General features: G+C 68.9%; 25 protein-coding genes. 16 read left to right on the top strand and 9 right to left on the bottom strand.

From position 1 onward, the window contains the following. Nucleotides 1-50 precede the first annotated feature (50 nt). The 3 genes from ACV22W_RS20590 to fliE all read right to left on the bottom strand — a co-directional run bounded on the left by ACV22W_RS20590 (nucleotide 51) and on the right by fliE (nucleotide 1,340). Nucleotides 51-383 carry a flagellar protein FliT gene (locus ACV22W_RS20590; RefSeq protein ID WP_448021362.1) on the bottom strand — a complete coding sequence of 111 codons (333 nt, stop codon included), beginning with the start codon at nucleotides 381-383 and terminating at the stop codon, nucleotides 51-53. Then, a complete protein-coding gene (gene fliS / locus ACV22W_RS20585) occupies nucleotides 380-814 on the bottom strand; it encodes a flagellar export chaperone FliS (RefSeq protein WP_059535013.1) in 435 nt (144 codons plus the stop codon). Before fliS ends, ACV22W_RS20590 begins: the two co-directional genes overlap by 4 nt. 181 nt (nucleotides 815-995) lie before the next feature. Continuing rightward, nucleotides 996-1,340, bottom strand: a complete 345-nt coding sequence (gene fliE / locus ACV22W_RS20580) for a flagellar hook-basal body complex protein FliE (protein ID WP_059448462.1) — start codon at nucleotides 1,338-1,340, stop codon at nucleotides 996-998. Nucleotides 1,341-1,591: 251 nt separating this feature from the next. Between fliE and fliF the strand changes: the two genes are divergently transcribed. The 6 genes from fliF to ACV22W_RS20550 are packed head-to-tail and all read left to right on the top strand — an operon-like array spanning nucleotide 1,592 to nucleotide 8,399. After that, nucleotides 1,592-3,355, top strand: a complete 1,764-nt coding sequence (fliF, locus tag ACV22W_RS20575) for a flagellar basal-body MS-ring/collar protein FliF (RefSeq protein WP_448021361.1) — start codon at nucleotides 1,592-1,594, stop codon at nucleotides 3,353-3,355. After that, the gene (gene fliG / locus ACV22W_RS20570) at nucleotides 3,345-4,340 is read left to right on the top strand and encodes a flagellar motor switch protein FliG (RefSeq protein WP_448021359.1); all 996 of its coding nucleotides are present in this window, start codon (nucleotides 3,345-3,347) and stop codon (nucleotides 4,338-4,340) included. The genes fliF and fliG overlap by 11 nt, the downstream gene beginning before the upstream one ends. Further along, the gene (gene fliH, locus ACV22W_RS20565) at nucleotides 4,333-5,016 is read left to right on the top strand and encodes a flagellar assembly protein FliH (RefSeq protein WP_448021358.1); all 684 of its coding nucleotides are present in this window, start codon (nucleotides 4,333-4,335) and stop codon (nucleotides 5,014-5,016) included. Before fliG ends, fliH begins: the two co-directional genes overlap by 8 nt. Continuing rightward, complete coding sequence (gene fliI, locus ACV22W_RS20560) at nucleotides 5,010-6,551, top strand: flagellar protein export ATPase FliI (RefSeq protein WP_448021357.1); 1,542 nt, start codon at nucleotides 5,010-5,012, stop codon at nucleotides 6,549-6,551. Before fliH ends, fliI begins: the two co-directional genes overlap by 7 nt. A 5-nt stretch (nucleotides 6,552-6,556) precedes the next feature. Continuing rightward, nucleotides 6,557-7,015, top strand: a complete 459-nt coding sequence (gene fliJ / locus ACV22W_RS20555) for a flagellar export protein FliJ (RefSeq protein WP_448021356.1) — start codon at nucleotides 6,557-6,559, stop codon at nucleotides 7,013-7,015. 31 nt (nucleotides 7,016-7,046) lie between these two features. After that, nucleotides 7,047-8,399, top strand: a complete 1,353-nt coding sequence (locus tag ACV22W_RS20550; RefSeq protein ID WP_448021354.1) for a flagellar hook-length control protein FliK — start codon at nucleotides 7,047-7,049, stop codon at nucleotides 8,397-8,399. Nucleotides 8,400-8,432: 33 nt separating this feature from the next. On the opposite strand, the gene ACV22W_RS20545 is transcribed toward ACV22W_RS20550, so the two are convergent. Next, nucleotides 8,433-10,076: a GMC family oxidoreductase gene (locus ACV22W_RS20545; RefSeq protein WP_448021353.1), complete on the bottom strand. Its 1,644-nt coding sequence runs from the start codon at nucleotides 10,074-10,076 to the stop codon at nucleotides 8,433-8,435. Between the two features lie 720 nt (nucleotides 10,077-10,796). On the opposite strand from ACV22W_RS20545, the gene ACV22W_RS20540 reads away from it, so the two are divergent. Next, nucleotides 10,797-12,239, top strand: coding sequence for a coniferyl aldehyde dehydrogenase (locus tag ACV22W_RS20540; protein WP_448021351.1), 1,443 nt, complete (start codon nucleotides 10,797-10,799; stop codon nucleotides 12,237-12,239). Nucleotides 12,240-12,311: 72 nt separating this feature from the next. Here ACV22W_RS20540 and ACV22W_RS20535 read toward each other — a convergent pair whose 3' ends face one another. Both ACV22W_RS20535 and ACV22W_RS20530 read right to left on the bottom strand, forming a co-directional pair. Continuing rightward, complete coding sequence (locus tag ACV22W_RS20535) at nucleotides 12,312-13,334, bottom strand: serine/threonine protein kinase (protein ID WP_448021350.1); 1,023 nt, start codon at nucleotides 13,332-13,334, stop codon at nucleotides 12,312-12,314. A 58-nt stretch (nucleotides 13,335-13,392) separates the two neighbouring features. After that, nucleotides 13,393-13,605, bottom strand: coding sequence for a hypothetical protein (locus ACV22W_RS20530; RefSeq protein WP_011886311.1), 213 nt, complete (start codon nucleotides 13,603-13,605; stop codon nucleotides 13,393-13,395). Nucleotides 13,606-14,232: 627 nt separating this feature from the next. Between ACV22W_RS20530 and ACV22W_RS20525 the strand changes: the two genes are divergently transcribed. Both ACV22W_RS20525 and ACV22W_RS20520 read left to right on the top strand, forming a co-directional pair. Beyond that, nucleotides 14,233-15,114 carry a DMT family transporter gene (locus ACV22W_RS20525; protein ID WP_448021348.1) on the top strand — a complete coding sequence of 294 codons (882 nt, stop codon included), beginning with the start codon at nucleotides 14,233-14,235 and terminating at the stop codon, nucleotides 15,112-15,114. A 301-nt stretch (nucleotides 15,115-15,415) separates the two neighbouring features. Then, a complete protein-coding gene (locus ACV22W_RS20520) occupies nucleotides 15,416-15,601 on the top strand; it encodes a hypothetical protein (protein WP_014895742.1) in 186 nt (61 codons plus the stop codon). 119 nt (nucleotides 15,602-15,720) lie between these two features. Here the strand turns inward: ACV22W_RS20520 and mgrA are convergent, their stop codons facing one another. Then, complete coding sequence (gene mgrA / locus ACV22W_RS20515) at nucleotides 15,721-16,764, bottom strand: L-glyceraldehyde 3-phosphate reductase (protein ID WP_448021347.1); 1,044 nt, start codon at nucleotides 16,762-16,764, stop codon at nucleotides 15,721-15,723. Between the two features lie 184 nt (nucleotides 16,765-16,948). Here mgrA and ACV22W_RS20510 point away from each other — a divergent pair, with 184 nt between their 5' ends. Beyond that, complete coding sequence (locus ACV22W_RS20510; protein ID WP_059534988.1) at nucleotides 16,949-17,155, top strand: DUF3185 family protein; 207 nt, start codon at nucleotides 16,949-16,951, stop codon at nucleotides 17,153-17,155. Nucleotides 17,156-17,312: 157 nt separating this feature from the next. Here ACV22W_RS20510 and ACV22W_RS20505 read toward each other — a convergent pair whose 3' ends face one another. Further along, nucleotides 17,313-18,086, bottom strand: a complete 774-nt coding sequence (locus tag ACV22W_RS20505; protein WP_448021345.1) for a phytanoyl-CoA dioxygenase family protein — start codon at nucleotides 18,084-18,086, stop codon at nucleotides 17,313-17,315. A gap of 353 nt (nucleotides 18,087-18,439) precedes the next feature. On the opposite strand from ACV22W_RS20505, the gene ACV22W_RS20500 reads away from it, so the two are divergent. Continuing rightward, nucleotides 18,440-18,781, top strand: a complete 342-nt coding sequence (locus tag ACV22W_RS20500; RefSeq protein ID WP_448021343.1) for a hypothetical protein — start codon at nucleotides 18,440-18,442, stop codon at nucleotides 18,779-18,781. A 117-nt stretch (nucleotides 18,782-18,898) separates the two neighbouring features. On the opposite strand, the gene metK is transcribed toward ACV22W_RS20500, so the two are convergent. Further along, nucleotides 18,899-20,086 carry a methionine adenosyltransferase gene (metK, locus tag ACV22W_RS20495; protein WP_043184698.1) on the bottom strand — a complete coding sequence of 396 codons (1,188 nt, stop codon included), beginning with the start codon at nucleotides 20,084-20,086 and terminating at the stop codon, nucleotides 18,899-18,901. Between the two features lie 265 nt (nucleotides 20,087-20,351). Here metK and lpxL point away from each other — a divergent pair, with 265 nt between their 5' ends. From lpxL to ACV22W_RS20470, 5 genes are all read left to right on the top strand, one after another. Then, complete coding sequence (gene lpxL, locus ACV22W_RS20490) at nucleotides 20,352-21,236, top strand: lauroyl acyltransferase LpxL (protein ID WP_448021341.1); 885 nt, start codon at nucleotides 20,352-20,354, stop codon at nucleotides 21,234-21,236. 283 nt (nucleotides 21,237-21,519) lie between these two features. Beyond that, nucleotides 21,520-22,389: a diaminopimelate epimerase gene (dapF, locus tag ACV22W_RS20485; protein ID WP_448021339.1), complete on the top strand. Its 870-nt coding sequence runs from the start codon at nucleotides 21,520-21,522 to the stop codon at nucleotides 22,387-22,389. A gap of 36 nt (nucleotides 22,390-22,425) precedes the next feature. Beyond that, nucleotides 22,426-23,151: a DUF484 family protein gene (locus ACV22W_RS20480; protein WP_448021337.1), complete on the top strand. Its 726-nt coding sequence runs from the start codon at nucleotides 22,426-22,428 to the stop codon at nucleotides 23,149-23,151. A gap of 10 nt (nucleotides 23,152-23,161) precedes the next feature. After that, on the top strand, nucleotides 23,162-24,082 hold the full coding sequence (gene xerC, locus ACV22W_RS20475; RefSeq protein ID WP_448021335.1) for a tyrosine recombinase XerC: 921 nt from the start codon (nucleotides 23,162-23,164) through the stop codon (nucleotides 24,080-24,082). Between the two features lie 76 nt (nucleotides 24,083-24,158). Beyond that, complete coding sequence (locus ACV22W_RS20470; RefSeq protein WP_448021333.1) at nucleotides 24,159-25,373, top strand: class I SAM-dependent rRNA methyltransferase; 1,215 nt, start codon at nucleotides 24,159-24,161, stop codon at nucleotides 25,371-25,373. Nucleotides 25,374-25,480 lie beyond the last annotated feature (107 nt).

Genomic DNA, 25,480 nt, shown 5'->3' with positions numbered 1-25,480 from the left:
CATCGTTGCGAAGCCGGGCATGCGGCAGCCGCCGCCCCGGAAAACGGGCACTACCCGCGAGCGCGGTAGAGATCGGTCAATACCTGGGTCGAGCGCCGCGCCTCGAACAGCGCGGACAGCCGTGCGACTTCCGGGCTCGCGAGATCGCGGATCGCGGCGTCGTCGGCGAGGATGCGGCGAATCAGCTCGAGCTTGCGGCCGAGGTCCGCCTGGTCGAGCGCGACGCCCGGATGGGCTTCCTTCAGCCCGTCGACGAGACGCAGGAATTCGGCCTGCAACTCCGGCAGCGCGCTCCACTGTGCGCCGCGCGCCGCGGACAGCATGCGGCCCGACACGGCCGCAAGCGCCTCGTAGCGAGCGAAGTATTCGGCCTTGAGATTCATCGCGCCGCGCCCGCCGCCTGTTGCGCGGCCATGCGCGCGACTTCCGGCGCGATGCCCGTCCACGCTTCCTCGAGCGTCGCGAGCAACCCGTCGACCTCGACCAGCATCGCGTCGCTGGCATGCATGTTGGCTTCCAGCAGGCGCCGGCCGATATACGTGTACAGCGCGTCGAGGCGCCCAGCGATCTGGCCGCCCGCGTCGCGGTTCAGCGACGCCTGCAGGCCGCTCTCGACGATCCCGATCGCCTTGCCGATCGCTTCGCCGCGTGCGGGTACGTTGCCCTGCTGCAGGTGCATGCGCGCGAGCGCGATGGCCTGGCGCGCGCCCTGGTACAGCATCGCGATCAGCCGGTGCGGGGAGGCGCCCATCACCCCCGTCTCGACGCCGACACGCGCGTACGCACTGGCTCCAGCGTGTCCTGGGGAAAACATGCGCTTCTCCTTGTGATGCGTTGGCTATGCGGTAGCCGCCGCCCTGCAATGCATGACGCGGCCTTGTTCCAGAGTTATCGGAAGGGAATTGAAAAGCTTTAGGCGCACGACCCGCCTGCCGGACCGGCCGGCCGCCCGCGGATGCCCGTCGCCGGCTGGCCGCCCCCGGTCGGCGGTCGCGTCACACGGACATCTGCATGATGTCGTTGTACGCGCTCACGAGCTTGTTGCGAACCTGGAGCCCGAACTGGAAACCGATGTTGGCCTTCTGCATGTCGACCATCACGTCGTTCAGCGACACGTTCGCCGCGCCGACCTCGAACGCCTGCGCCTCGCCGAGCGCGTGCTTCTGGTCGCCGCTGATCTTGTCGAGCGACGCCTTCATCGCGCTCGCGAACGTGCCGGCCGTCGCCGCGCCCGAACCGGCGAGCGCCGCCGTCGGGCTCGCGACGCCGCCGCTCGCCTGCGCGGCCATCGCCTGCATCTGTTGCAACACCGAACCGATTCCGCTGACGTTGGCAGCCATGCTGTCCCCAGACATATAGAGAGAAGAGACCCGGACGCACCGGGCGGCCCGGCGGCGCCGCACGATGCGCACCATGCCGGATCGCGAAAAAGGATAGCAGCGCGGCGCGCGCCAAAGCCGCGAAAGTACGGGGGAAACCCCGCTCTTTTCGGTCGATCGGAGTCGGGCCCCGGTCCCGATAATCGCATCGTGTCATTGTCCGTCCGCTCGTCCGAGCGGCTCAGTCGTCCCGCTCCGGAGAAATTCCACGCATGGATTCGCAGGCCAACTCGCTGATCAACCCCGACGCCCGCACGGGCCTCGCCAGCCCGGTGCCAGGCGCCACCGCGGCCGCTGCGTTGCCGGGAGCAGGCGGCGCCGGCGCGGACTTCGGGTTCGGCGGCTTCGCGGAACGCATCCCCGGCATCACGCGGATGAAGGGCAACCCGAAACTGCCGTTCGTGATCGCCGTCGCGCTCGCCATCGCCGCGATCACCGCGCTCGTGCTGTGGAGCCGCACGCCCGACTATCGCGTGCTGTACAGCAACCTGTCGGACCGCGACGGCGGCGCGATCATTACCGCGCTCCAGCAGGCAAACGTTCCCTACAAGTTCGCCGACGCCGGCGGCGCGATCCTCGTGCCGTCGAACCAGGTGCACGAAACGCGCCTGAAGCTCGCCGCGATGGGCCTGCCCAAGGGCGGCTCGGTCGGCTTCGAGCTGATGGACAACCAGAAATTCGGCATCAGCCAGTTCGCCGAGCAGGTGAACTACCAGCGTGCGCTCGAAGGCGAGCTGCAACGCACGATCGAGTCGATCAACGCCGTGAAGACGGCGCGCGTGCATCTCGCGATCCCGAAGCCGTCGGTGTTCGTGCGCGACAAGGAAGCGCCGAGCGCGTCGGTGTTCGTCGATCTCTACCCGGGCCGCGTGCTCGACGAGGGCCAGGTGCAGGCGATCACGCGGATGGTGTCGTCCGGCGTGCCCGACATGCCCGCCAAGAACGTGACGATCGTCGACCAGGACGGCAACCTGCTGACCCAGACCGCGTCGGCCACCGGCCTCGACGCGAGCCAGCTCAAGTATGTGCAGCAAGTCGAGCACAACACGCAGAAGCGCATCGACGCGATCCTCGCGCCGATCTTCGGCACCGGTAACGCGCGCTCGCAGGTCAGCGCGGACATCGATTTCTCGAAGCTCGAGCAGACCTCGGAAAGCTACGGCCCGAACGGATCGCCGCAGCAGACCGCGATCCGCAGCCAGCAGACCAGCAGCGCGACCGAACTCGCGCAGGGCGGCGCATCGGGCGTGCCGGGTGCGCTGTCGAACACGCCGCCGCAGCCGGCTTCCGCGCCGATCGTCGCCGGCAACGGCCAGAGCGGGCCGCAGTCGATGCCCGTCAGCGACCGCAAGGACCAGACGACCAACTACGAGCTCGACAAGACGATCCGCCACGTCGAACAGCCGATGGGCAACGTGAAGCGGCTGTCGGTAGCCGTCGTCGTCAACTACCAGCCGGTCGCCGACGCGAAGGGCCACGTGACGATGCAGCCGCTGCCGCCCGCGAAGCTCGCGCAGATCGAGCAACTCGTGAAGGACGCGATGGGCTACGACGAGAAGCGCGGCGACTCGGTGAACGTCGTGAACAGCGCGTTCTCGACCGTCAGCGATCCGTACGCCGACCTGCCGTGGTGGCGCCAGCCGGACATGATCGCGATGGCGAAGGAAGCCGCGAAGTGGCTCGGCATCGCCGCGGCCGCGGCGGCGCTCTATTTCATGTTCGTGCGCCCGGCGATGCGCCGTGCGTTCCCGCCGCCCGAGCCGGCCGCGCCGGCACTCGCGGCGCCGGAGGATCCGGTCGCGCTCGACGGCCTGCCCGCGCTGGAACAGGCGGACGAGCCCGATGCGCTGCTGCTCGGCTTCGAGAACGAAAAGAACCGCTACGAACGCAACCTCGACTACGCGCGCACGATCGCCCGCCAGGATCCGAAGATCGTCGCCACCGTCGTGAAGAACTGGGTGTCCGATGAACGCTGAAGGCCTGACCAAGAGCGCGCTGCTGCTGATGTCGATCGGCGAGTCAGAGGCCGCTGAAGTATTCAAGTTCCTCGCGCCGCGCGAGGTGCAGAAGATCGGCGCCGCGATGGCCGCGCTGAAGAACGTCACGCGCGAGCAGGTCGAGGACGTGCTGCAGGAGTTCGCGAAGGAAGCCGAGCAGCACACCGCGCTGTCGCTCGATTCGAGCGAGTACATCCGCTCGGTGCTGACCAAGGCGCTCGGCGAGGACAAGGCCGGCGTGCTGATCGACCGGATCCTGCAGGGCAGCGACACGAGCGGCATCGAGGGTCTGAAGTGGATGGACTCGGCGGCCGTCGCGGAACTGATCAAGAACGAGCATCCGCAGATCATCGCGACGATCCTCGTGCACCTCGACCGCGACCAGGCGTCCGAGATCGCGTCGTGCTTCACCGAGCGGCTGCGCAACGACGTGATGCTGCGGATCGCGACGCTCGACGGCATCCAGCCGGCCGCGCTGCGCGAGCTCGACGACGTGCTGACGGGCCTGCTGTCCGGCAGCGACAACCTGAAGCGCAGCCCGATGGGCGGCATCCGCACCGCCGCCGAGATCCTGAACTTCATGACGAGCAATCATGAGGAAGGCGTGCTCGAAAGCGTGCGCCAGTACGACGCCGACCTCGCGCAGAAGATCGTCGACCAGATGTTCGTGTTCGAGAACTTGCTCGACCTCGAGGATCGCGCGATCCAGATGGTGCTGAAGGAAGTCGAGTCGGAAACGCTGATCATCGCGCTGAAGGGCGCGCCGCCCGCGCTGCGCCAGAAATTCCTCGCGAACATGTCGCAACGCGCGGCCGAGCTGCTCGCCGAGGATCTCGACGCGCGCGGCCCGGTGCGCGTGTCCGAGGTCGAGACGCAGCAGCGCCGCATCCTGCAGATCGTGCGCAACCTCGCCGAGAGCGGTCAGATCGTGATCGGCGGCAAGGCGGAAGACGCATATGTCTGATTCCGCGCGCGAGCACGCCGGCACCCTCACCGCGTACCAGCGGTGGGAGATGGCGTCGTTCGATCCGCCGCCGCCCCCGCCGCCGCCCGACGACGCGGCTGCGGCCGCCGCCGCGCTCGCCGAGGAACTGCAGCGCGTGCGCGACGCCGCGCATGCCGAAGGCCACGCGACCGGTCACGTCGAAGGCCAGGCACTGGGTTACCAGGCCGGTTTCGAGCAGGGCCGCGAGCAGGGTTTCGAGGCCGGCCAGGCCGAAGCCCGCGAACAGGCCGCGCAGCTCGCGGCGCTCGCCGCGTCGTTCCGCGAAGCCGTGTCGAGCGCCGAGCACGACCTCGCGTCCGACCTCGCGCAACTCGCGCTCGACATCGCGCAGCAGGTCGTGCGCCAGCACGTGAAGCACGATCCCGCCGCGCTCGTCGCGGCCGTGCGCGACGTGCTCGCCGCCGAACCGGCGTTGTCCGGCGCGCCGCATCTCGCGGTGAATCCGGCCGACCTGCCCGTCGTCGAGGCCTATCTGCAGGACGATCTCGATACGCTCGGCTGGAACGTGCGCACCGACGCGTCGATCGAGCGCGGCGGCTGCCGCGCGCACGCCGCGACGGGCGAAGTCGACGCGACGCTGCCCACCCGCTGGCAGCGCGTCGCCGCCGCGATCGGCAAGGTGAGCGCATGGTGACGCCCACGCCCGAATCGATCCTGTACGACGGAATGACGCCGCTCGAGCGCGAACTCGCGCTCGCGTCGTTCGGCCCCGAGAGTCCGCACGGCACCGCGCACGGCGCGCCGGCGCACGCGACGGACGCTGCGGCCGACACGCCGCGCGCGCCGCACAATCCGCATCTCTCGCACTGGCGCACGCACCTGAACGACCTCGCGGCCCGCAGCCACCGCGCGCTGCCGCTGCGGCCGTGCGGGCGCCTCACGCGCGCCGCGGGCCTCGTGCTCGAGGCGATCGGCCTGCGCCTGTCGGTCGGTGCCGAATGCACGATCGAATTGCCGCCCGGCAGCACGCTGCCGCATGCGGAAGCGGAAGTCGTCGGGTTCTCCGGCGATCGCCTGTTCCTGATGCCGACCACCGACGTCGCAGGCGTCCTGCCCGGCGCGCGCGTGTGGCCGCGGGAGGCCGCGCCCGTCGCCGATCCGCTCGCGGGCGCCAAGCGCCTGCCGGTCGGCTGGGAAATGCTCGGGCGCGTCGTCGACGCGTCGGGCCGCCCGCTCGACGGCCTCGGCCCGCTCGCGTCGAAGGTCGACGCACCGCTGTCGGCGCCGTCGATCAACCCGCTCGATCGCGAGCCGATCCACCACGTGCTCGACGTCGGCGTGCGCGCGATCAACGCGCTGCTCACCGTCGGCCGCGGGCAGCGGATGGGCCTGTTCGCGGGCTCCGGCGTCGGCAAGTCGGTGTTGCTCGGCACGATGGCGCGCTACACCAGCGCGGAAGTGATCGTGATCGGACTGATCGGCGAACGCGGCCGCGAAGTGAAGGAATTCATCGAACAGATCCTCGGCGAGGACGGGCTCGCGCGCTCCGTCGTCGTCGCGGCACCGGCCGACGTATCGCCGCTGCTGCGGATGCAGGGCGCCGCGTACGCGACGTCGCTCGCCGAGTATTTCCGCGATCAGGGCAAGCACGTGCTGCTGTTGATGGATTCGCTGACGCGCTACGCAATGGCGCAGCGCGAGATCGCGCTCGCGATCGGCGAGCCGCCCGCGACCAAGGGTTATCCGCCGTCGGTGTTCGCGAAGCTGCCCGCGCTCGTCGAGCGCACCGGCAACGGGCCCGAAGGCGGCGGCTCGATCACCGCGTTCTACACGGTGCTCACCGAAGGCGACGACCAGCAGGACCCGATCGCCGACTCGGCGCGCGCGATTCTCGACGGCCACATCGTGCTGTCGCGCGCGCTCGCCGAAGCCGGCCACTATCCGGCGATCGACATCGAGGCGTCGATCAGCCGCGCGATGACCGCGCTGATCGACGAAACGCATCTCGACCGCGTGCGGCAGTTCAAGCAGATGCTGTCGCGCTACCAGCGCAATCGCGACCTGATCGCGGTCGGCGCCTATGCGCCCGGCCGCGACGCGCAGCTCGACCGCGCGATCGCGCTCTACCCGCGCATCGAATCGTTCCTGCAGCAGGGCTTTCGCGAATGCGCGCCGTTCGCGTCGAGCCTCGGCGCGCTCGATGCGCTGTTCGACGTACACGGAGGCTGACCCCGATGGCACACGGCTTTCCCCTTCAACTGCTGCTCGACCGCGCGCAGGAAGATCTCGACACGGCCGCGAAGCAGCTCGGCACCGCGCAGCGCGACCGCACCGCGGCCGCCGACCAGCTCGATGCGCTGCTGCGCTATCGCGACGAATATCACGCGCGCTTCGCGCAGTCCGCGCAACACGGGATGCCGGCCGGCAACTGGCGCAACTTCCAGGCGTTCATCGATACGCTCGACGCGGCGATCATGCAGCAGCGCAACGTGCTGGCCGCGGCCGAAGTCCGCATCGACGAGGCGCGCCCCAACTGGCAACAGAAGAAGCGCACCGTCGGTTCATACGAAACCCTGCAGGCGCGCGGCGTCGCGCAGGAAGCCCAGCGTACGGCGAAGCGCGAACAGCGCGACGCCGACGAACACGCCGCGAAGATCCTGCGCATGCGGGCCGATGCGGCCCGTTCGGCGTAACCGCTCACCGCTTTCGAACGAGAGAATCGTCATGCCTCCCCTGCCCCTGCTCGGCGTGCTGCTCGACACCGCCGGCACCGCACTCAAGGCGATCCGCGACGCGGGTTCGTCCGCCTCCGCCAAGTCCGCCGGCAACGATGCCGCAAGCGGCCCGGCCGCCATGCCGTTCGCGCAGACGCTGAAGCAAAGCGTCGTCACGCGGCACGACGCGGCAACCGCCGACCAGCCGGACGCCTCGACGAAACAGGCGTCGTCGACATCCGCCGCCGGCACGAAATCCGCCGACCGCGACGACGACCCGTCGACCGAAGACGCCATCGCGACGCTCAATCCCGACGCTGCCGCGCTCGCCGCGGCAGCCGCCGTGCAGGCGCAACTGCAGGCGCGCGTGAACGACGCGGCGCCGGCCGATGCCGATACCGCCGCCACGACAGCGACGGCCGTGTCCGGCCAGCCCGACGCCACGGCCGCGCTGACGAATCACGCAAGCAAGGATGCGGCCGCCGAACCTGCCGTGCCGGTGTCGGGTCGCGACACGCTGCAGGCGGCACTCCAGAAGCTGACCGGCGGCGCAGGCGCCATCGCGATGCCCGCGGCGGGCACGGCCGCGACAGCGGCAGCACCCGCGGCGGCGACGTCCGCATCGGCCACCGCCGCACAGCCGACGCCGAAAGTCCCGACCTTCGACCGCACGCTCGCCGACGCGAAAGGCGCGCTCGCGACGCAGCAGGCGCCCGCGCAGGCCACCGCACCGGCGCTGCAGGCCGGCGCAACGGCCCAACCCGCCTCGCAGCATGCATTCGCGGCCGCCGAAGAAACCGCCGGCCCGGCCGTCGACGCGACGGTCGCCGCCGCCGCGACGGCCGCGGCAGCCGCACAGGCGAACCTCCAGGCATCGCCCGCCGCAAGCTCGATCGCCGCGGCCAACGCACACGTGCTGGCGCCGCACGTCGGCACCGCCGACTGGACCGATGCACTGAGCCAGAAGGTCGTGTTCCTGTCGAATGCGCACCAGCAGAGCGCCGAGCTGACGCTGAACCCGCCGGACCTCGGCCCGTTGCAGGTCGTGCTGCGCGTCGCGGACAACCACGCGCACGCGCTGTTCGTGTCGCAGCACGCGCAGGTGCGCGACGCGGTGGAAGCCGCGCTGCCGAAACTGCGTGAAGCGATGGAAGCGGGCGGGCTCGGCCTGGGCAGCGCGAGCGTCAGCGATGGCGGCTTCGCGTCGCAGCAGCAGAACCCGCAGCAAAGCTTCGCCGGCGGCCGGCCGTCGCCGCGCGCGCGCGCCGGATCGTCAGCCGTCGACGCACCGGTCGACGCCGCGCAATCCGCAGCGGCCGGCGCGACCGTGAGCCGCGCGGGCCTCGTCGATACGTTTGCCTGAGCATCGCGTCGGTCGCGTGCCGGTGCGCGCCGCTCAGCGGCCGTGCGCCGCCGCGGCCGCCTCGTTGCGCGGCACGCCGCCGCCCCGGCGCGTCGCGACGATGAAGTCCGCCGCGCGCTCGCCGATCATCACCGACGGCGCATTCGTGTTGCCGCCGATCAGCGTCGGCATCACCGACGCATCCACCACCCGCAGTCCTTCGACGCCCCGCACGCGCAGTTGCGGATCCACGACCGCGCGCGCATCCGAGCCCATCCGGCAGGTGCCGACCGGGTGATAGATCGTGTCGGCATGCGCGACGATCGTCGCGCGCAGCTCGGCTTCGCTCTGGTCCGCCCGCGTGTACAGCTCGCGCCCGCCCTGCGACGCGAGCGGCGCCTGCGACAGGATCCGGCGCATCGCCTGCGCGCCCCGCACGAGCAGGTCGAGATCGCGCGTATCGCTGAAGAAGCGCGGGTCGATCAGCGGCGCGTCGCGCGCATCGCCGCTCGCCAGCGCGACCGTGCCGCGGCTGAACGGGCGCAGCGCGCACACGTGCAGCGAATAGCCGAAGCCCCAGTGCATCTTGCGGTTGTGGTCGTCGACGAGCGCCGTGCAGAAATGCAGCTGCAGGTCCGGACGATCGAGCGACGGGTCGCTCTTGATGAAGCCGCCGGCTTCCGCGACGTTGCTCGTCATCATCCCCGTGCGGCTCGAGAAGTAGCGCGCGAGCGCCGGCGTCATCTTCGCGATCCCGCGCAGGCAGACGCCGACCAGCTCCGACGAATTCACGCGCGTGTTGATGATGAAGTCGATATGGTCGATCAGGTTGGCGCCGACGTCCGGCGCGTCCTGCACGACGGCGATCCCGTGCCGGCGCAGCTGTTCCGCCGGACCGATCCCCGAGCACATCAGCAGTTGCGGCGAATTGAACGCGCCGGCCGACAGGATCACTTCCGCGCGTGCACCGAGCGTCTCGACGCGTCCGTCGCGCGACACCGCGACCCCGACCGCGCGCTTGCCGTCAAAGCCCACGCGCAGCACCGTCGCATCGGTGATCACGTGCAGGTTCGGCCGGTCGCGGTCGTAGATATACGCGCGCGCGACGCTGCAGCGCGAGCCGTCGCGATGCGTGACCTGATAGAAGCCGACCCCTTCCTGCGTTGCACCATTGAAGTCGTCGTTGAGCGGATACCCGGCCGCGTGCGCCGCCTGGATGAATCGTTCGGAGAACGGATTGCGAAAGCGCAGATCGGACACCGTCAGCGGACCGTCCGCGCCGTGCCATGCATCGGCGCCGCGTGCGTTGCCTTCCGCGCGGCGGAAATACGGCAGCACGTCCTGCCAGCCCCAGCCCGTCGCGCCGAGTTGCGCCCACTCGTCGTAGTCGCCCGGGTGGCCGCGCGTGTAGATCATCGCGTTGATCGCGCTCGAGCCGCCCATTCCGCGCCCGCGCGGCTGATAGCCGCGGCGGCCGCCGAGGCCCGGCTGCGGCACCGTCTCGTAACCGTAGTTCGTGCCGAGCTTGAACGGCACGAGCGCCGCGATTCCCACCGGCATGTTGACGAGCAGGTTGCGCTCCGTGTGCGAGCCGGCCTCGATCAACGCGATCGTCGCGTCGGGGCATGCATCGGCGAGGCGGCTGGCGAGGCTCGAGCCGCCCGACCCTCCGCCGACGATGATGTAGTCGTATTGCATGTCACGTCTCCTTCGTGTCATGAACGGCGCCCGGCGCGGCCGGCTCCCGCTTGTAATGTTCGGGCATTGTAGGAATGGCCGTCGCGTGCGCGGCACGCCGATTCAAGAGCGATTCCTCTAAACGCCCGCGTGAACTGAATTTAAGATGTATCGATTGATGCGACGCGATGCATCGGCCGCCAGAAGCCGCGCCGTCGCGAAACTGGGGAGACGACGATGCAGCGCGACGTTCTGCAGGCCGCGTGCCGACCGGGTTGTCCGGACGCACCGCGCGCGGCCCGCATTTCATTTCAAACGGATGCCCGGACGGTGACGTGCAACACCGTGCGCGCGGCCGGTCGAAATCGAACGACGCCACGTATCGCCGACCGTTTGGACGGCTCGTCGCATGCGCCACACGACCTGCCGGTGCGTGCGTCGCCGCGCGCATCGCACTGCCCTGCTTCGATGCGCCGGCAAGTGCCCGCCGCGCGCGATCGCACACTGGCCGGACATCGCATCCGGTCGTACGCGCGGGCCGTGCAATCCCGTTTTCGGACACGAGCACCGTCGCGCGGATGCGACGCTTGCCGCACGCTACGCCCTGTTTTCGCCCGTGCATCGCATCCGGCCCCGTGCCGTGCGACGCGCCCCATCCCGACCCGACCCGCCACGCTCGCCGAGCGGACACGTGCGGCCTGACTGCTGGCCGACGTGCCACGCCCAACTGGAGGAGACGACATGAAGAACGATTTGCCCGAACTGGCCCCGCAAGCGCTGCCGTCGGTCGATGCCTTGACGTCGCTGCTGCACGACCAGCGCGCAGCCTACCTGCGCGCGCCGTACCCGGAGTGGGACACCCGCGCGCAGCATCTGCGCGCGCTGCGCACGATGCTGATCGATCACGCGGATGCGCTCGCCGATGCGATCAGCGCCGACTTCGGGCATCGCGCGAAGCAGGAAGTGCTGCTGTCGGAAATCTGGATGGCGAAGGAAGAGATCGACGACGCGCTTAAGCACGGCAAGCGCTGGATGAAGCCGATCCGCAAACCGATGAACAAGTGGCTGCGGCCGGCGCGCGCGAAGGTGCTGCCGCAGCCGCTCGGCGTGGTCGGCATCGTCGTGCCGTGGAACTACCCGATCCTGCTCGCGGCCGGGCCGCTGATCTGCGCGCTCGCTGCCGGCAACCGCGCGATCGTCAAGATGTCCGAACTGACGCCGCGCACGTCGGCGCTGTTCGAACAGCTGATCGCGAAGACCTTCTCGCGCGACCACGTCGCGGTCGTGAACGGCGATGCGGAAGTCGCCGCCGCGTTCAGCGCGCTGCCGTTCGATCACCTGCTGTTCACCGGCTCGACGCACGTCGGCCGCCACGTGATGCGCGCCGCGGCCGACAATCTCACCCCCGTCACGCTCGAGCTCGGCGGCAAGTCTCCCGCGATCGTCGGCCCGAATGCACGCTTCGACGCGGCCGTCGACGCGATCATCGGCGGCAAGACGCTGAACGCGGGCCAGACCTGCATCGCGCCCGACTACGTGCTGCTGCCGCGCGGGATGGAAGCCGCGTTCATCGAGCGCGCGCGGGCGCGTTTCGCGAAGCTGTATCCGGACCTGTCGAGCAACGGCGACTACACGACGATCGTGTCGCCGCGCCATTACGCCCGGTTGCAACAGCTCGCGACCGACGCGCAGGCCGCCGGCGCGCAACTGCATCCGCTGTCGGACGCGCCGTCCGATCCCGCGTCGCGCCGCTTCGTGCCGTGCGCGGTCACGCACGTGCCGGCCGCGTCGCAGCTGATGCAGGAGGAAATCTTCGGGCCGTTGCTGCCGCTCGTGCCGTACGAGCGGCTCGACGAAGCGATCGCGTACGTGAACGCGCGCCCGCGGCCGCTCGCGCTGTATCTGTTCGATGAGGATGGCGGCACGGTCGACCGCGTGATGCGCGAAACGATCTCCGGCGGCGTGACGGTCAACGATGCGTTGCTGCACATCGCGTGTGGCAGTTTGCCGTTCGGCGGCGTCGGCGCGAGCGGGATGGGCGCGTATCACGGCTACGACGGCTTCGTGACGTTCTCGAAGATGAAGCCCGTGCTCACGCAGGCGCGCCTGAATACCCGCGGGCTGATCGCGCCGCCTTACGGCAAGCGCTTCGCCGCGGTGATCAGGATGATGTTGAAGTTCTGAGCGGCGCGGGCCGCCCGCCTCACGCGTCGGCCCACCCGAAAATGCCGCGCGGCGACGTTGCCGCGCGCGCCGTTACACGGGCCAGAGCGGCCCTTCCTGCATCGCGCCGATCTGCTCGCGCAGCTCGAGCACGCGTGCTTCCCAGTAGCGATGCGTGTTGAACCACGGGAACGCGGCCGGAAACGCCGGATCGTCCCAGCGGCGCGCGAGCCATGCCGCGTAGTGGATCAAGCGCAGCGTGCGCAGCGCTTCGACCAGATGCAGTTCGCGCGGCTCGAATTCGCAGAAGTCCTCATAACCGGCGAGCAGATCCGCGAGCGCGCGCGACGCGCCTTCGCGATCGCCGGGCAGCAGCAGCCACAGATCCTGGACCGCGGGCGCCATCCGGCTGTCGTCGAAATCGACGAAATGCGGGCCCGCGTCGGTCCACAGCACGTTGCTCGGATGACAGTCGCCGTGCGTGCGCAGCAGGCGGATCTCGCCCGCCCGCTCGAAAGCGGCCTCGACGCCTTCGAGCGCGAGCGTCACCGCCGTCTCGTAGGCGGGCCGTACGTCGTCGGGAAGAAAATCGTGCGCGAGCAGATAGTCGCGCGGCTCGTAGCCGAACGTGTGGATGTCGAGCACGGGACGCGCGACATACGGCTGCATCGCGCCGACCGCGTGAATCCGGCCGATGAAGCGGCCGAGCCATTCGAGCGTGTCGCTGCGGTCGAGGTCGGGCGCGCGACCGCCACGCCGCTCGAAGATCGAGAAGCGGAAGCCGTCGAACGCGTGCAGCGTGCGGCCGTCGATGACGCGCGCGGGCACCGCTGGAATCTCGCGCGCGGCAAGTTCGGCGACGAACGCGTGCTCTTCCAGGATCGCTTCGTCCGACCAGCGCGCAGGCCGGTAGAACTTCGCGACGACGGGCGGGCCGTCCTCGATGCCGACCTGGTAGACGCGGTTTTCGTAGCTGTTGAGGGCGAGCAGGCGCCCGTCGGTGCGCAGCCCGGTCGGCATCAGCACGCTGTCGAGCGCGTCGAGCACGCACTCGGGCGTGAGGCCGGCGAACGGCGGGCCGGCGGGAGCTGCTGGGGCGGAAGTGACGTCTTTCATGCCCCGCATTGTGCCGTCAGCCGCGCCGAAACACGAGCGTCCGGTGCGGCACGCGCGCTCAGTGGATCGCGGCGCCGGCCGGCAGCACGGATTCGCCGGTGTCGATCAGGTCCTCGAGAAAGAACGGCTCGGTGTTGAGTTCCTTCGACTCGCCCGGCACGCCCGCGTACCAGGTCACCATGGCCATGTCGCCCAGAACACGCTGAACGATGCCGCGCGCGCCCTTCGGCACCGCGATATGGGTAGTGCAGACAATCGACCCGACATGCATGATGGTTCCCCACTCTTGAAACTTGAAACCCGGCTCGCTGGCGAGCCGGCAAATGCACGATCCGCGCCGCCCTCGTCGGGGTGTTGCGCGTGATCCCATTGTTCACGGTTTATCGAAGCGCGAAAAGAAGAAGAAGCAGGCGAAGTGCCGCGAATTCGTCGAATGTCTCCAATCAACCACTGCGCCGCGCGTGCGCTTGCACGGGCGGATACCCCCATCATACCCTGTCGAATGTGACCGTCCGCCGAATCCGGCCACACACGCGGCACCGGCCTCCCGCCGACCGTGGTTGCATCAGGCGGCCGCCCTGCGTTACCTTTGACGTTCATTCGCGTTCAAGCGCATTTCGACACGATGCACCCGCTCACGTCCGCTCTCGCAAATTCCCGGCCGCAGTTCGACTCGCGGCCGCAGGCGTGCGCGCATCCGTCGGTCCTCCCTCCTCCTGTCGCACCGCCGCTCGTCGGCGCCGCGCCGCCCCCGCCGGCGGCACGCGTCGGCTAACCAGCCGGCTTCCGGTTTCCGGTTTCCCTTCGCCCGTTTGCGGCCGTTCGTGCGCCATGGCGCACGGCGCGTGCCCGCGCGCGCGACGTGGAACGTTTCGATCCGTTCGACAGGTGGATTCACATGGTTTCGTTCAAACGCGCGCTCGCCGCGCATGGCGTGACGTCGCTCTTCGTCTTGCTGTGGAGCAGCGGCGCGATCTTCGCTGAACTCGGTCTGCGTCACGCATCCGCGTTCGTCTTTCTCACCGCGCGCTTCGCGCTCGCGTCACTCGTGCTGCTCGTGCCGGCCGTCATGCGCGGACGCTGGCTGCCGCCGCGCGGCGAGCGGCGCATGGCCACGCTGACCGGCCTGCTGATGATGGGCGGCTATTCGATCTTCTATCTGCTCGCGCTCGAGCGCGGGATCGCGCCGGGCGTGCTGGCGACGATCCTCGGCGTGCAGCCGATCCTCACGCTCGCGATCGTCGAGCGGCGCTGGCAACCGATGCGCGTCGCGGGGCTCGGGCTGTCGCTGGCCGGTCTCGCGCTCGTCGTGTACCGCGGCGTGGGCGGTGCGGGCCTGCCGATCATGGGCGTCGCCTGCGCGCTCACGGCGCTCGTCGCGCTGACCGCCGGCTCGCTGCTGCAAAAGCGTGTGCGCGCGGCGCCCGCCGACGTGTTGCCGCTGCAGAACGCGATCGGCCTCGCGCTGTGCGTGGCGATCCTGCCGTTCCGGCCGATCTCGGTCGAGGTCGGCTGGGCGTTCATCGTCCCGCTGCTGTGGCTCGGCATCGTGATCTCGGTGATCGCGCAGTTGTTGTTCTACCGGTTGATGCAACGCGGCGATCTCGTCAACGTGACGAGCCTGTTCTATCTCGTGCCCGTCGTCACCACGCTGATGGACGCGGTCTGGCTCGGCAACCGGCCCGAACCGCTCGCGCTCGCCGGCATGGGCGCGATCGTCGCGGGGCTCGCGCTCGTGCTCCGCACGCCGGCCGCTCGCGCGCGACCCGATCGCGCGTAGGCGGACGGGCCGCCGCGCCTGCGGGTGCGGCGGCCCGTATCGAACATGTCCGACGTTTCAGCGCGAACCGAAAGGAGCGGGAAAGAATGGTGCAAGGCATTCGTCCGACTCGCCGGAAAAGTGCGAAATCCCCGGGGTTTTCCGCATACTTTTAATGGTTCGGATAGCGAAAAACGCAGCGAGGTTGCCTATACTCGAACTGACGGCCCCGTTCGCAATGGGGTCGGCCCAATACGAGAAATGCCCGGCATGGGGCTGGAAGACGCGGGTGCGCCTGTTCCGGCCGGCTATGGAGACACGCATGACGACCTATTTCACGATCGGCGACTTCATCCTGTTGATTCCGATGGCGCTGGCCGGCGCGCTATTTCTCGGCGCGGTGCCGTGCGCAACCGAATTCCGCCACAACCTGCTGCGCGTGCTCGGCGTCATCCTCGGCGTCGGCGTTGCGGTGTTGCTCGTCGAAGGCCTGCCCGCGCTGCTCTAGCGACGCGTTGGCGCGAGCCGGTCACGCCGCTGCATTGCAGCGACGTAACCGCTTGTGTGCATGCACACCGATACGGCATGCACTGTTTCGCACACCGTATCGACCGTCCTTGATGCCGATCAGATTGCCTGATCGGTGGACGGTTTTTCCCACAGATTGATGCCGCCCTCGGTCGCGTAGCGATCGATCTCCGCGAGTTCGTCGGCCGAGAATTCGAGATTCTTCAGCGCGCCGACGTTTTCACGCACCTGCTCCGCACGGCTCGCGCCGATCAGCGCGGACGTCACGCGGCCATTGCGCAACACCCATGCGAGCGCCATCTGCGCGAGGCTCTGCCCGCGCCGCTCCGCGATGCCGTTGAGCTTGCGCACATGCTCGAGGTTGTCCGTGCTCAGGTGATCCTGCTTCAGCGAGCCACCGCCCGGCTTGTTCACGCGCGCATCGGCCGGCACGCCGTTCAGGTATTTCGACGTCAGCAGCCCCTGCGCGAGCGGCGTGAACGCGATGCTGCCCGTGCCGATGTCCTCGAGCGTGCCGAGCAGATCCTGCTCGACCCAGCGGTTCAGCAGGTTGTACGACGGCTGGTGGATCAGCAGCGGCACCTTGTATTGCGCGAGCAGTTCGGCCATCTCGCGCGTCTTCGCGGCCGAGTACGACGAAATGCCGATGTACAGCGCCTTGCCCTGCTGCACGGCCGATGCGAGCGCGCCGGCGGTTTCCTCGAGCGGCGTGTGCGCGTCGAAGCGGTGTGAATAGAAGATGTCGACGTAGTCGAGCCCCATCCGCTGCAGGCTCTGGTCGAGGCTCGCGAGCACGTACTTGCGCGACCCGCCGCCGCTGCCGTAAGGCCCCGGCCACATGTCCCAGCCGGCCTTCGTCGAGATCAGCAGCTCGTCACGGTACGGCCGGAAATCTTCCTTCAGCAGCCGGCCGAAATTGGTTTCGGCGCTGCCGTACGGCGGCCCGTAGTTGTTCGCGAGGTCGAAGTGATTGATGCCGAGGTCGAACGCGGTGCGCAGGATGTCGCGCTGCGTCGCGATCGGCGTCGAGTCGCCGAAGTTGTGCCACAGGCCGAGCGACAGGGCGGGCAGTTTGAGCCCGGATTTGCCGCAGGTGCGGTATTGCATGTCGGCATAACGTTCGGAAGCTGCTTCGTAGGCCATGAGTCGGTTCCGTGAAGACGTCGGGGATGGGACGCGCGCCGCGCGCGAACATCGCGCGCCGGCGGCGAGGGAAACGTACGACGGTTATGGTATCGAACGTGGCCGAAGCGCGCACGGTAATGGACGCGACCGCGTGCGTCGCCTACACTGCGGCGTCTCGAATCACCGTTACAGCGAGGTTGGTATGTCCCGCGTCATCTCGGTTGCGCTGCTCGTCGGCGGCGTCGTGCTGCTGTATTTCGGCGGCCAGTCGTTCCATTCGATCAACGACAACGTGTCGCGCTTCTTCACCGGCTCGCCCGCCACGAAGACGATCCTGCTGATCGCCGGCGGCGCCGTCGCATCGCTGATCGGCCTGATCGGCCTCGCGATGCCGGGCAACAAGCGCTGATCGCGCGGCCGCGCGACCCACGCCGGCGGCCCGCATCGCACGAGCGGGCTGCACGAAACGCAACGGGCGGCCCAGGCCGCCCGTTTGTTCATCCGCCCGCGCGGCCGCAGCACCGCATCGGACAACCGGCGCGGCTGCGCCGCCGCCCGAACCGCCGTTAGAACTGCACTTCCGGCTTCGCCGCCGAACGCGTGCCCGGCATCGGCCGGTTGCTCACGCCGTGGTACGTATAGACGAGCGAGAACTTCACCTGGTCGGAACGGTTCTGCCCCGCCGAATGCAGCGTGTTGCAGTGGAAGAACACGACGTCGCCCGTCTGGAGCGACGGGCAGGTTGCCGCGTCGATCATCTTGCGGTTTTCCGGCAAGTCGCTGCGGAAGAACTTCGCGTCGTCGAACGCTTCCGGCCCGAATTCGGCCGTATGCGAACCCGGCACCAGCCAGAGCGCACCGTTTTCGTTCGTTTCCGGACCGAGCGCGAGCCACACCGACACCATGTCCGCGCGTTCGAACGACCAATAGCGGAAGTCGCGATGCCAGCCCGTCAGGCTGCCGTACGCGGGGTGCTTCGTCATCATGCAGTTGTGATGCGCGCGCGACAGCACCGGCTGCTCGCCAAAGTACTCGCGCATCCACGCGCCGATTTCGGGCGCGATCGCGCGCGCGGCGAACGCCGGATCGCGCGTGTAGGCATCCAGCAGCCGCCGCACCGTATGCCCGCCCGGCGCATGCTTCGATTCGGGCGCGCCCGGGTAGCGCAAATCCGCCTCGAACTCGATCGGCTCCGCCGCTTCCTGCAACTGGCGCGCCGCGATCTGCTTGAGCGCCGCGCACTGCGCGTCGTCGACGAGGCCGCGCGCGACGACGAAGCCGCGTTCGCGCAATTCCGCGACTTGCGCGCGGATCGATTCCGACTGCAATGGAGACGACATGGGATGCCAGACGCTTATCGTGTGAATGTGACGATTGTAAATCGGCGCCGGATGCCGCGAACAGCGCCATTGTCGTGCGCAGGGGCATGCCAATCGTCGATTTGATCTAGCGCAAGGGAACTGTGCGGCGCGGCGCGAGCCTCAGCGACAGGCGGTATGCAGCCACACGCTTGCGGCACAAGGGTTTATCGCGACTTTTGCACGTCATGAATCCCTTGTAGCCTGTCGCGGCCTGTCAATTCTGGCGGGCGCGGCGCGCAACGACTTTCGTTAAGATCCGTTGCGCCCTCCGAGGCCGTTCATACCAGTGCGCTTTTCAAGGGCGCCATTCATACAAGCGAAGCATCGTTCACATGCCATTCCGTCTGACTTCCCGTCTCAACCGCACTGCGAAGCGCATCGCGCCGTCCGCTCCCGCCCGCCCGCTGCGCCATCACCGCGCACGTACGCAGGCGCTCGCCGAGCACACGCACGCGCACAGCCGGCTGGACGGCATCCGTGCCTGGTTCCACGCGTTCTTCTCGATGATGAGCGCGCAGGCGTTCGCACGCCGCGCCGGCCTGCGCTCGCTGCTGCAGAAACCGTCGTCGCTGCGCGCGCTCGCGCTGCGCCGCACATTGGGCCCGCAGCGCCGCATCAACCGCCCGCGCCGCCTCGCGGCCAGCAACGGCTGGTTCGGCTTCGGCGCACGCTGAAGCCGCGCCGGCGGGCAACGCCCGCCACGATCTCCGCGACGCCGTCATCCCGACGGTGATCGACGCACATAAAAAAACCCCGGCACGCCGGGGTTTTTCGTTTCGGGCGAACGACGCTTACGCGACGCGTGCCGTCGGCTCGACGCCGGCCGCTTCGGCCAGTGCGAGCGCCTTGTCGGTCGCTTCCCACGAGAATTCCGGCTCTTCGCGGCCGAAGTGGCCGTAAGCTGCCGTCTTCTCGTAGATCGGGCGCAGCAGGTCGAGCATCTTGATGATGCCCTTCGGGCGCAGGTCGAAATGCTCGCGCACGAGCTTCGTGATCACCGCATCCGACACGCGGCCCGTGCCGAACGTGTTGACCATCACCGAGGTCGGCTCGGCGACGCCGATCGCGTACGACACCTGGATCAGCGCGCGCGATGCGAGGCCTGCCGCGACGATGTTCTTCGCGACGTAACGGCCGGCATACGCTGCCGAACGGTCGACCTTCGACGGATCCTTGCCCGAGAACGCGCCGCCGCCGTGCGGTGCGGCACCGCCGTAGGTATCGACGATGATCTTGCGGCCCGTCAGGCCGCAGTCGCCCTGCGGACCGCCGATCACGAACCGGCCGGTCGGGTTCACCAGGAACTTGATGTCGCCCTTGATCAGGTCTGCCGGCAGCGTCGGCTTGATGATTTCCTCGATCACGGCTTCGCGCAGCGCCGGCAGTTCGATGTCCGGTGCGTGCTGCGTCGACAGCACGACGGTGTCGATCGAATCGGGCTTGCCATCGACGTAGCGGATCGTCACCTGCGACTTCGCGTCCGGGCGCAGCCACTGCAGGCGGCCGTCGCGGCGCAGGCTCGCCTGGCGCTCGACGAGACGGTGCGACAGGTGGATCGGCAGCGGCATCAGTTCCGGCGTTTCGTCGCATGCGTAACCGAACATCAGGCCCTGGTCGCCCGCGCCTTGATCGAGGTTGTCGTCATGCGCGCGGTCGACGCCTTGCGCGATGTCCGGCGACTGCTTGTCGTACGCGACGAGCACCGCGCAACCCTTGTAGTCGATGCCGTAGTCGGTGTTGTCGTAGCCGATGCGCTTGATGGTGTCGCGCGCGATCTGGATGTAATCGATGTTCGCCGTCGTGGTGATTTCACCGGCCAGAACGACGAGACCCGTGTTGCACAGCGTTTCAGCTGCAACACGGGAATATTTGTCCTGCTCGAGGATGGCGTCGAGAATCGCGTCCGAGATTTGGTCCGCGACCTTGTCCGGATGGCCTTCGGAGACGGATTCGGACGTGAAGAGATAATCGTTTGCCACTTTTTCAGGCTCCTGTGTGGTTACGGTTGGTTTCACGTAGCCAGCTTCGTTGGGCCTGAAGCGGCGACGCTTTAGCGGATTACCAGGACCGGGCAGCGCGCTTCGCGCCAGCCGGCTTCGCCCCGCAAGTTGTCAGTTAACTCGGCGAAGCCCGTATTATAGCGGCTTTCGTGAATTGTCACAGAGCGCCGCCCGTGCTGCATCGTCCGCTGTCCTACCCCCCTGTTCGCAACGTGCCGGCCAGCCGGCCCCACGGAGATTCCGCATGCTAGGCCGCCTCGGCACGCACCTCGCCATCGGCTTGCTGAAGCTGCTCGCCCTGCTGCCGTACGGCTTGACCGCACGGTTCGGCGACGGCCTCGGCTGGCTGCTGTACCAGATTCCCAGCCGGCGAAAGCGCATCGTACATACCAATCTGAAACTCTGCTTCCCCGACTGGAGCGACGAACGGCGCGAGGAAGTGGCGGGCCAGCACTTCCGCCACGCGATCCGCAGCTACGTCGAGCGCAGCGTCCAGTGGTTCGGCTCCGAGCGCAAGCTCGCGAAACTGATCCAGGTCGACAGCGCGGTCGATCTCACCGATCCGGATCTGCCCCCGACGCTGTTCCTGGGCCTGCATTTCGTCGGCATCGAAGCCGGCTCGATCTGGCTGAACCGGTCGCTGCAGCGCCGCTGCGGGTCGCTGTACCAGCCGTTCTCGAATGCCGTGCTCGAGGAAGAGGCGAAGCAGGCCCGCGGGCGTTTCGACGCCGAGATGGTCGGCCGCGCGGACAGCGCGCGCGTCGTGCTGCGCTGGCTGCGCGACCGCAAGCCGGTGATGCTCGGCGCCGACATGGACTATGGTCTGCGCAATTCGACGTTCGTCCCCTTCTTCGGCGTGCCGGCGTGCACGCTGACGGCCGTCGGCCGGCTCGCGAAGACGGGCCGCGCGCAGGTCGTGCCGTTCATCGGCGAGGTGCTGCCGAACTACAAGGGGTACCGGCTGAAGGTGTTCAAGCCGTGGGACAACTACCCGACCGGCGACGACGATCTCGACGCGCGGCGGATGAACGAATTCCTCGAGGAGCAGATTCCGCTGATGCCCGAGCAGTATTACTGGGTGCACAAGCGCTTCAAGACGCGCCCGCCCGGCGAGCCGAGCGTCTACTGAGCCGAACCCGCGGGCGCGCCGTCAGATGCGCGCCTGCACCTGTGCCACCTTCGGCGCGCCTGCCAGAAAATCGCGGGCCGACTGCTGCGCGAGCCACGGATCCGCCCTCCCGCCGTTTTCCTCGCCCGGCCATCCGAATGACGCCCCGCCCGCGCAGGACGCCCCTGTCGGCTGCATGTATCATTTGCGGTTGAGATCAGCACGACGAACGACGCCGCCCGCCCTGGCGGCACGCCGCGTCCGCCGTGCCGACCGCCCTGTTCGCCATGGAATTCCGGACCCAGTGAAACTCTCGTTCACCAAGATGCACGGCGCGGGCAACGACTTCGTCGTGCTCGACAGCTATTCGCGCGCGCTGCCGCCGCTCACCAAGGCGCAGGTGCGCGCGCTCGCCAACCGACACTTCGGCATCGGCGCCGACCAGTTGCTGCTCGTCGAGAAACCGACCGTCGACGGCGCGGACTTCAAGTACCGGATCTTCAATTGCGACGGCGGCGAAGTCGAACATTGCGGCAACGGCGCGCGCTGCTTCGTGAAGTTCGTCAGCGACCGCGGCCTGACCGACAAGCGCAGCGTGCGCGTGCAGGTGATGAAGGGCCTGATCACGCTGACGATGCAGGACGACGGCCAAGTCGTCGTCGACATGGGCGCGCCCGTGTTCGCGCCGGCGCAGGTGCCGTTCGACGCCTCGGGGCTCGACGGCCGGACCGAAGGCAACGACACGCTGTGGCCGCTCAACGTCGGCGGCCACACGCGCTGGATCTCGACGGTGTCGATGGGCAACCCGCACGCGGTGCAGGTCGTCGACGATTCCGAAGCGTATCCGGTGCTCGACGAGGGCCCGCTGATCGAGCTTCACGCCCGCTTCCCGCAGCGCGTGAATGCCGGCTTCATGCAGATCGTATCGCGCAACGAAGTGAAGCTGCGCGTGTACGAGCGCGGCGCGGGCGAGACGCTCGCGTGCGGCACCGGCGCGTGCGCGGCGGTGGCGGCCGGCATCCGGCGCGGCCTGCTCGATTCGCCTGTGACCGTGCACACGCACGGCGGCACGCTGACGATCAGCTGGGACGGCGCGCGCGACGAAACCGCCGCGCTGATGATGGCCGGGCCCGCCGCGACCGTGTTCGAAGGCGAGATCGACCTGAACGTCTGACCCTTCAACGTCCTGATAACTGAACGCTCCAGTCACATGAACGATCGCGAAGTCGCCGACTACCTGCTCGCCAATCCCGAATTCTTCGCGCAACACGCGGAACTGCTCGCGACGATCCGTCTCGCGAACCCGCACGGCAAGGCCGCGATCTCGCTGCAGGAGCGGCAGATGGAGATGCTGCGCGACAAGAACAAGCATCTCGAGCGCCGGCTCGCCGAGCTCGTGCGCTACGGCCACGAGAACGACAGCCTGTCCGCGAAGTTCAGCCGCTGGACCGCGCGCGTGATCGCGGAACGCGACCCGTACGCGCTGCCGCGCACGATCGCCGAAGGCATCGCCGACGTGTTCGACGTGCCGCAGACCGCGCTGCGCGTGTGGGACGTCGCCGACACCTACGCTCAGGCCGATTTCGCGCGCCAGGTCGGCGAGGAAGTGCGCCTGTTCACGAACGGGCTGTCGACGCCGTACTGCGGCGCGAACACCGGATTCGAAGCGGCGCAGTGGCTCGCGCCGGCGCTCGCGGCGCCGGCCGTGAATGCGGCGGAAGGCGCTGAAGCCGCGCCGGTCGGCGACGGCGCGGCCACGTCGGTCGCGCTGCTCGCGCTGCGCGCGCCGCTCGGCGGCACCGACGCCCCCGCGTTCGGCCTGCTGGTGCTCGGCTCGCCCGATCCGCGCCGCTTCCACGACGGGATGGCGACCGACTTCCTCGCGCAGATCGCGACGCTCGCGAGCGCCGCGCTCACGCGCCTGCTGCCGCACTGACGCCGCGCCCATGACCGACGATCCGATCGCCGCCTACCTGTCGAACCTGAAGCACGTCAGGCAGCTGTCGGAACATACGCTGCGCGCGTATACGCACGAACTCGACGAACTGAAGAAGCTCGCCGCCGGCCGGCCGCTCGACGCGCTGACGGCCGCCGACATGCGCGGCGCGGTCGCGCGCGCGCACGCGGGCGGGCTGTCCGCGCGCTCGATCGCGCACCGGCTGTCCGCATGGCGTGCGTTCTACCGCTGGCTCGCGCAGCGCATCGAGATGCCCGCGAACCCCGTCGCCGCGGTGCGTGCGCCGAAGCGACCGAAGACCCTGCCGAAGGCGCTGTCGGTCGACGACGCATCGGCACTGATGGACGCGCCGCTCGCCGGCACGACCGAAGGCATCCGCGATCACGCGATCCTCGAGCTGTTCTATTCGTCCGGGCTGCGCCTCGCCGAACTGGTCGGCCTCGACGTCATGTACACGCAGGCGGACGGCTACCGCTCGGCCGGCTGGCTCGATCTCGCCGAAGCCGAAGTCACCGTGCGCGGCAAGGGCAACAAGGAGCGCAAGGTGCCGGTCGGCCGCAAGGCGATCGAGGCGCTGAACGCGTGGCTCGCGGTGCGCGGCGAATTCGTGAAGCACGATCCGCATCCGCTGTTCGTGTCCGTGCGCGGCAACCGGATGGCGCCGGGTGTCGTGCGCGACCGCGTGAAGCGCGCGGCGCTGGCCGCGGGCATCCCCGCCAACGTCCACCCGCACGTGCTGCGCCATTCGTTCGCGACGCACGTGCTGCAGTCGAGCGGCGACCTGCGCGCGGTGCAGGAACTGCTGGGCCACGCGAGCGTCGCCGCGACGCAGATCTACACGTCGCTCGACTTCCAGCATCTCGCGAAAATTTACGACAGCGCGCATCCGCGCGCGAAGAAGCGCGACTGACGCGCGTCCCGCCCTACCCGCCGCGCACGGCGGCCGGCAACGGCCGGCGCCATGCGCGGCCCCTTTCGATCCGACCATGCAAACCGTCACACTCAGACCGTCCAAGGAAAAATCGCTGCTGCGCCGGCATCCGTGGATCTATGCCAATGCGATCGACCGCGTCGACGGCACGCCCGCGTCCGGCGCGACCGTCATCGTGCGCGCGCACGACGGCCGCTTCCTCGCGCGCGGCGCGTACAGCCCGCAGTCGCAGATCCGCGTGCGCGTGTGGAGCTTCGACGAGAACGAGCCGATCGATCACGCGTTCTTCAAGCGCCGCGTGCAGCGCGCGGTCGCGCACCGCACGGCGATGGTATCGAGCACGGGCGCGGTGCGGCTCGTGTTCGGCGAAGCCGACGGGCTGCCGGGGCTGATCGTCGACTACTACGTCGCGGACACGGCCGAGCCGGGCGCCGCGCCGCGCGGCCAGCTCGTGTGCCAGTTCATGGCCGCGGGCGTCGAGGCGTGGAAGGACGCGATCGTCGCGGCGCTCAGCGGTGCGACCGGCTGCCCGAACGTGTACGAACGCTCGGACGTGTCGATCCGCGACAAGGAAGGGCTCGCGCAGACGACCGGCGTGCTCGCCGGCGACGCGCCGCCCGCGACGCTGATCGCGAACGAAAACGGCGTGCGTTATCACGTCGACGTGCCGAACGGCCACAAGACAGGCTTCTACGTCGACCAGCGCGACAACCGCGCGCTCGTCGCGCAATACGCGGCCGGCCGCGACGTGCTCAACTGCTTCTGCTACACGGGCGGCTTCTCGCTCGCGGCGCTCAAGGGCGGCGCGAACCGTGTCGTGTCGATCGACTCGTCGGGCGACGCGCTCGCGCTCGCGCAGCAGAACGTCGTCGCGAACGGCTTCGATGCCGGGCGCGCGACCTGGCTCGACGCGGACGCGTTCAAGACGCTGCGCCGCCTCGTCGACGAAGGCGAGCGCTTCGACCTGATCGTGCTCGATCCGCCGAAGTTCGCGCCGACCCGCGACAGCGTCGACCGCGCGTCACGCGCCTACAAGGACATCAACCTGAGCGGCTTCAGGCTGCTGCGCCCGGGCGGCCTGCTGTTCACGTATTCGTGCTCGGGCGCGATCGACATGGACCTGTTCCAGAAGATCGTCGCGGGCGCGGCCGCCGACGCGAAGGTCGACGCGCGGATCCTGAAGCGGCTCGGCGCGGGCGTCGATCACCCGCTGCTCGCCGCGTTCCCGGAAGGCGAATATCTGAAGGGCCTGCTGTTGCAAATCGTGTGACCGCCCCGATCTACGCGCACACCCGCGTCCGCCGGGCCGCCGCCGCTGGCGGCTCCGCGCTCGAGCCTGTCGTCCGGACGACGGGCGAGGGCTTGACAGGTATGTTT

Source organism: Burkholderia sp. AW49-1, from assembly GCF_053427845.1.
Note: the sequence above shows the minus strand (reverse complement) of the source record. Positions and strands in the feature narration are given on the sequence as shown.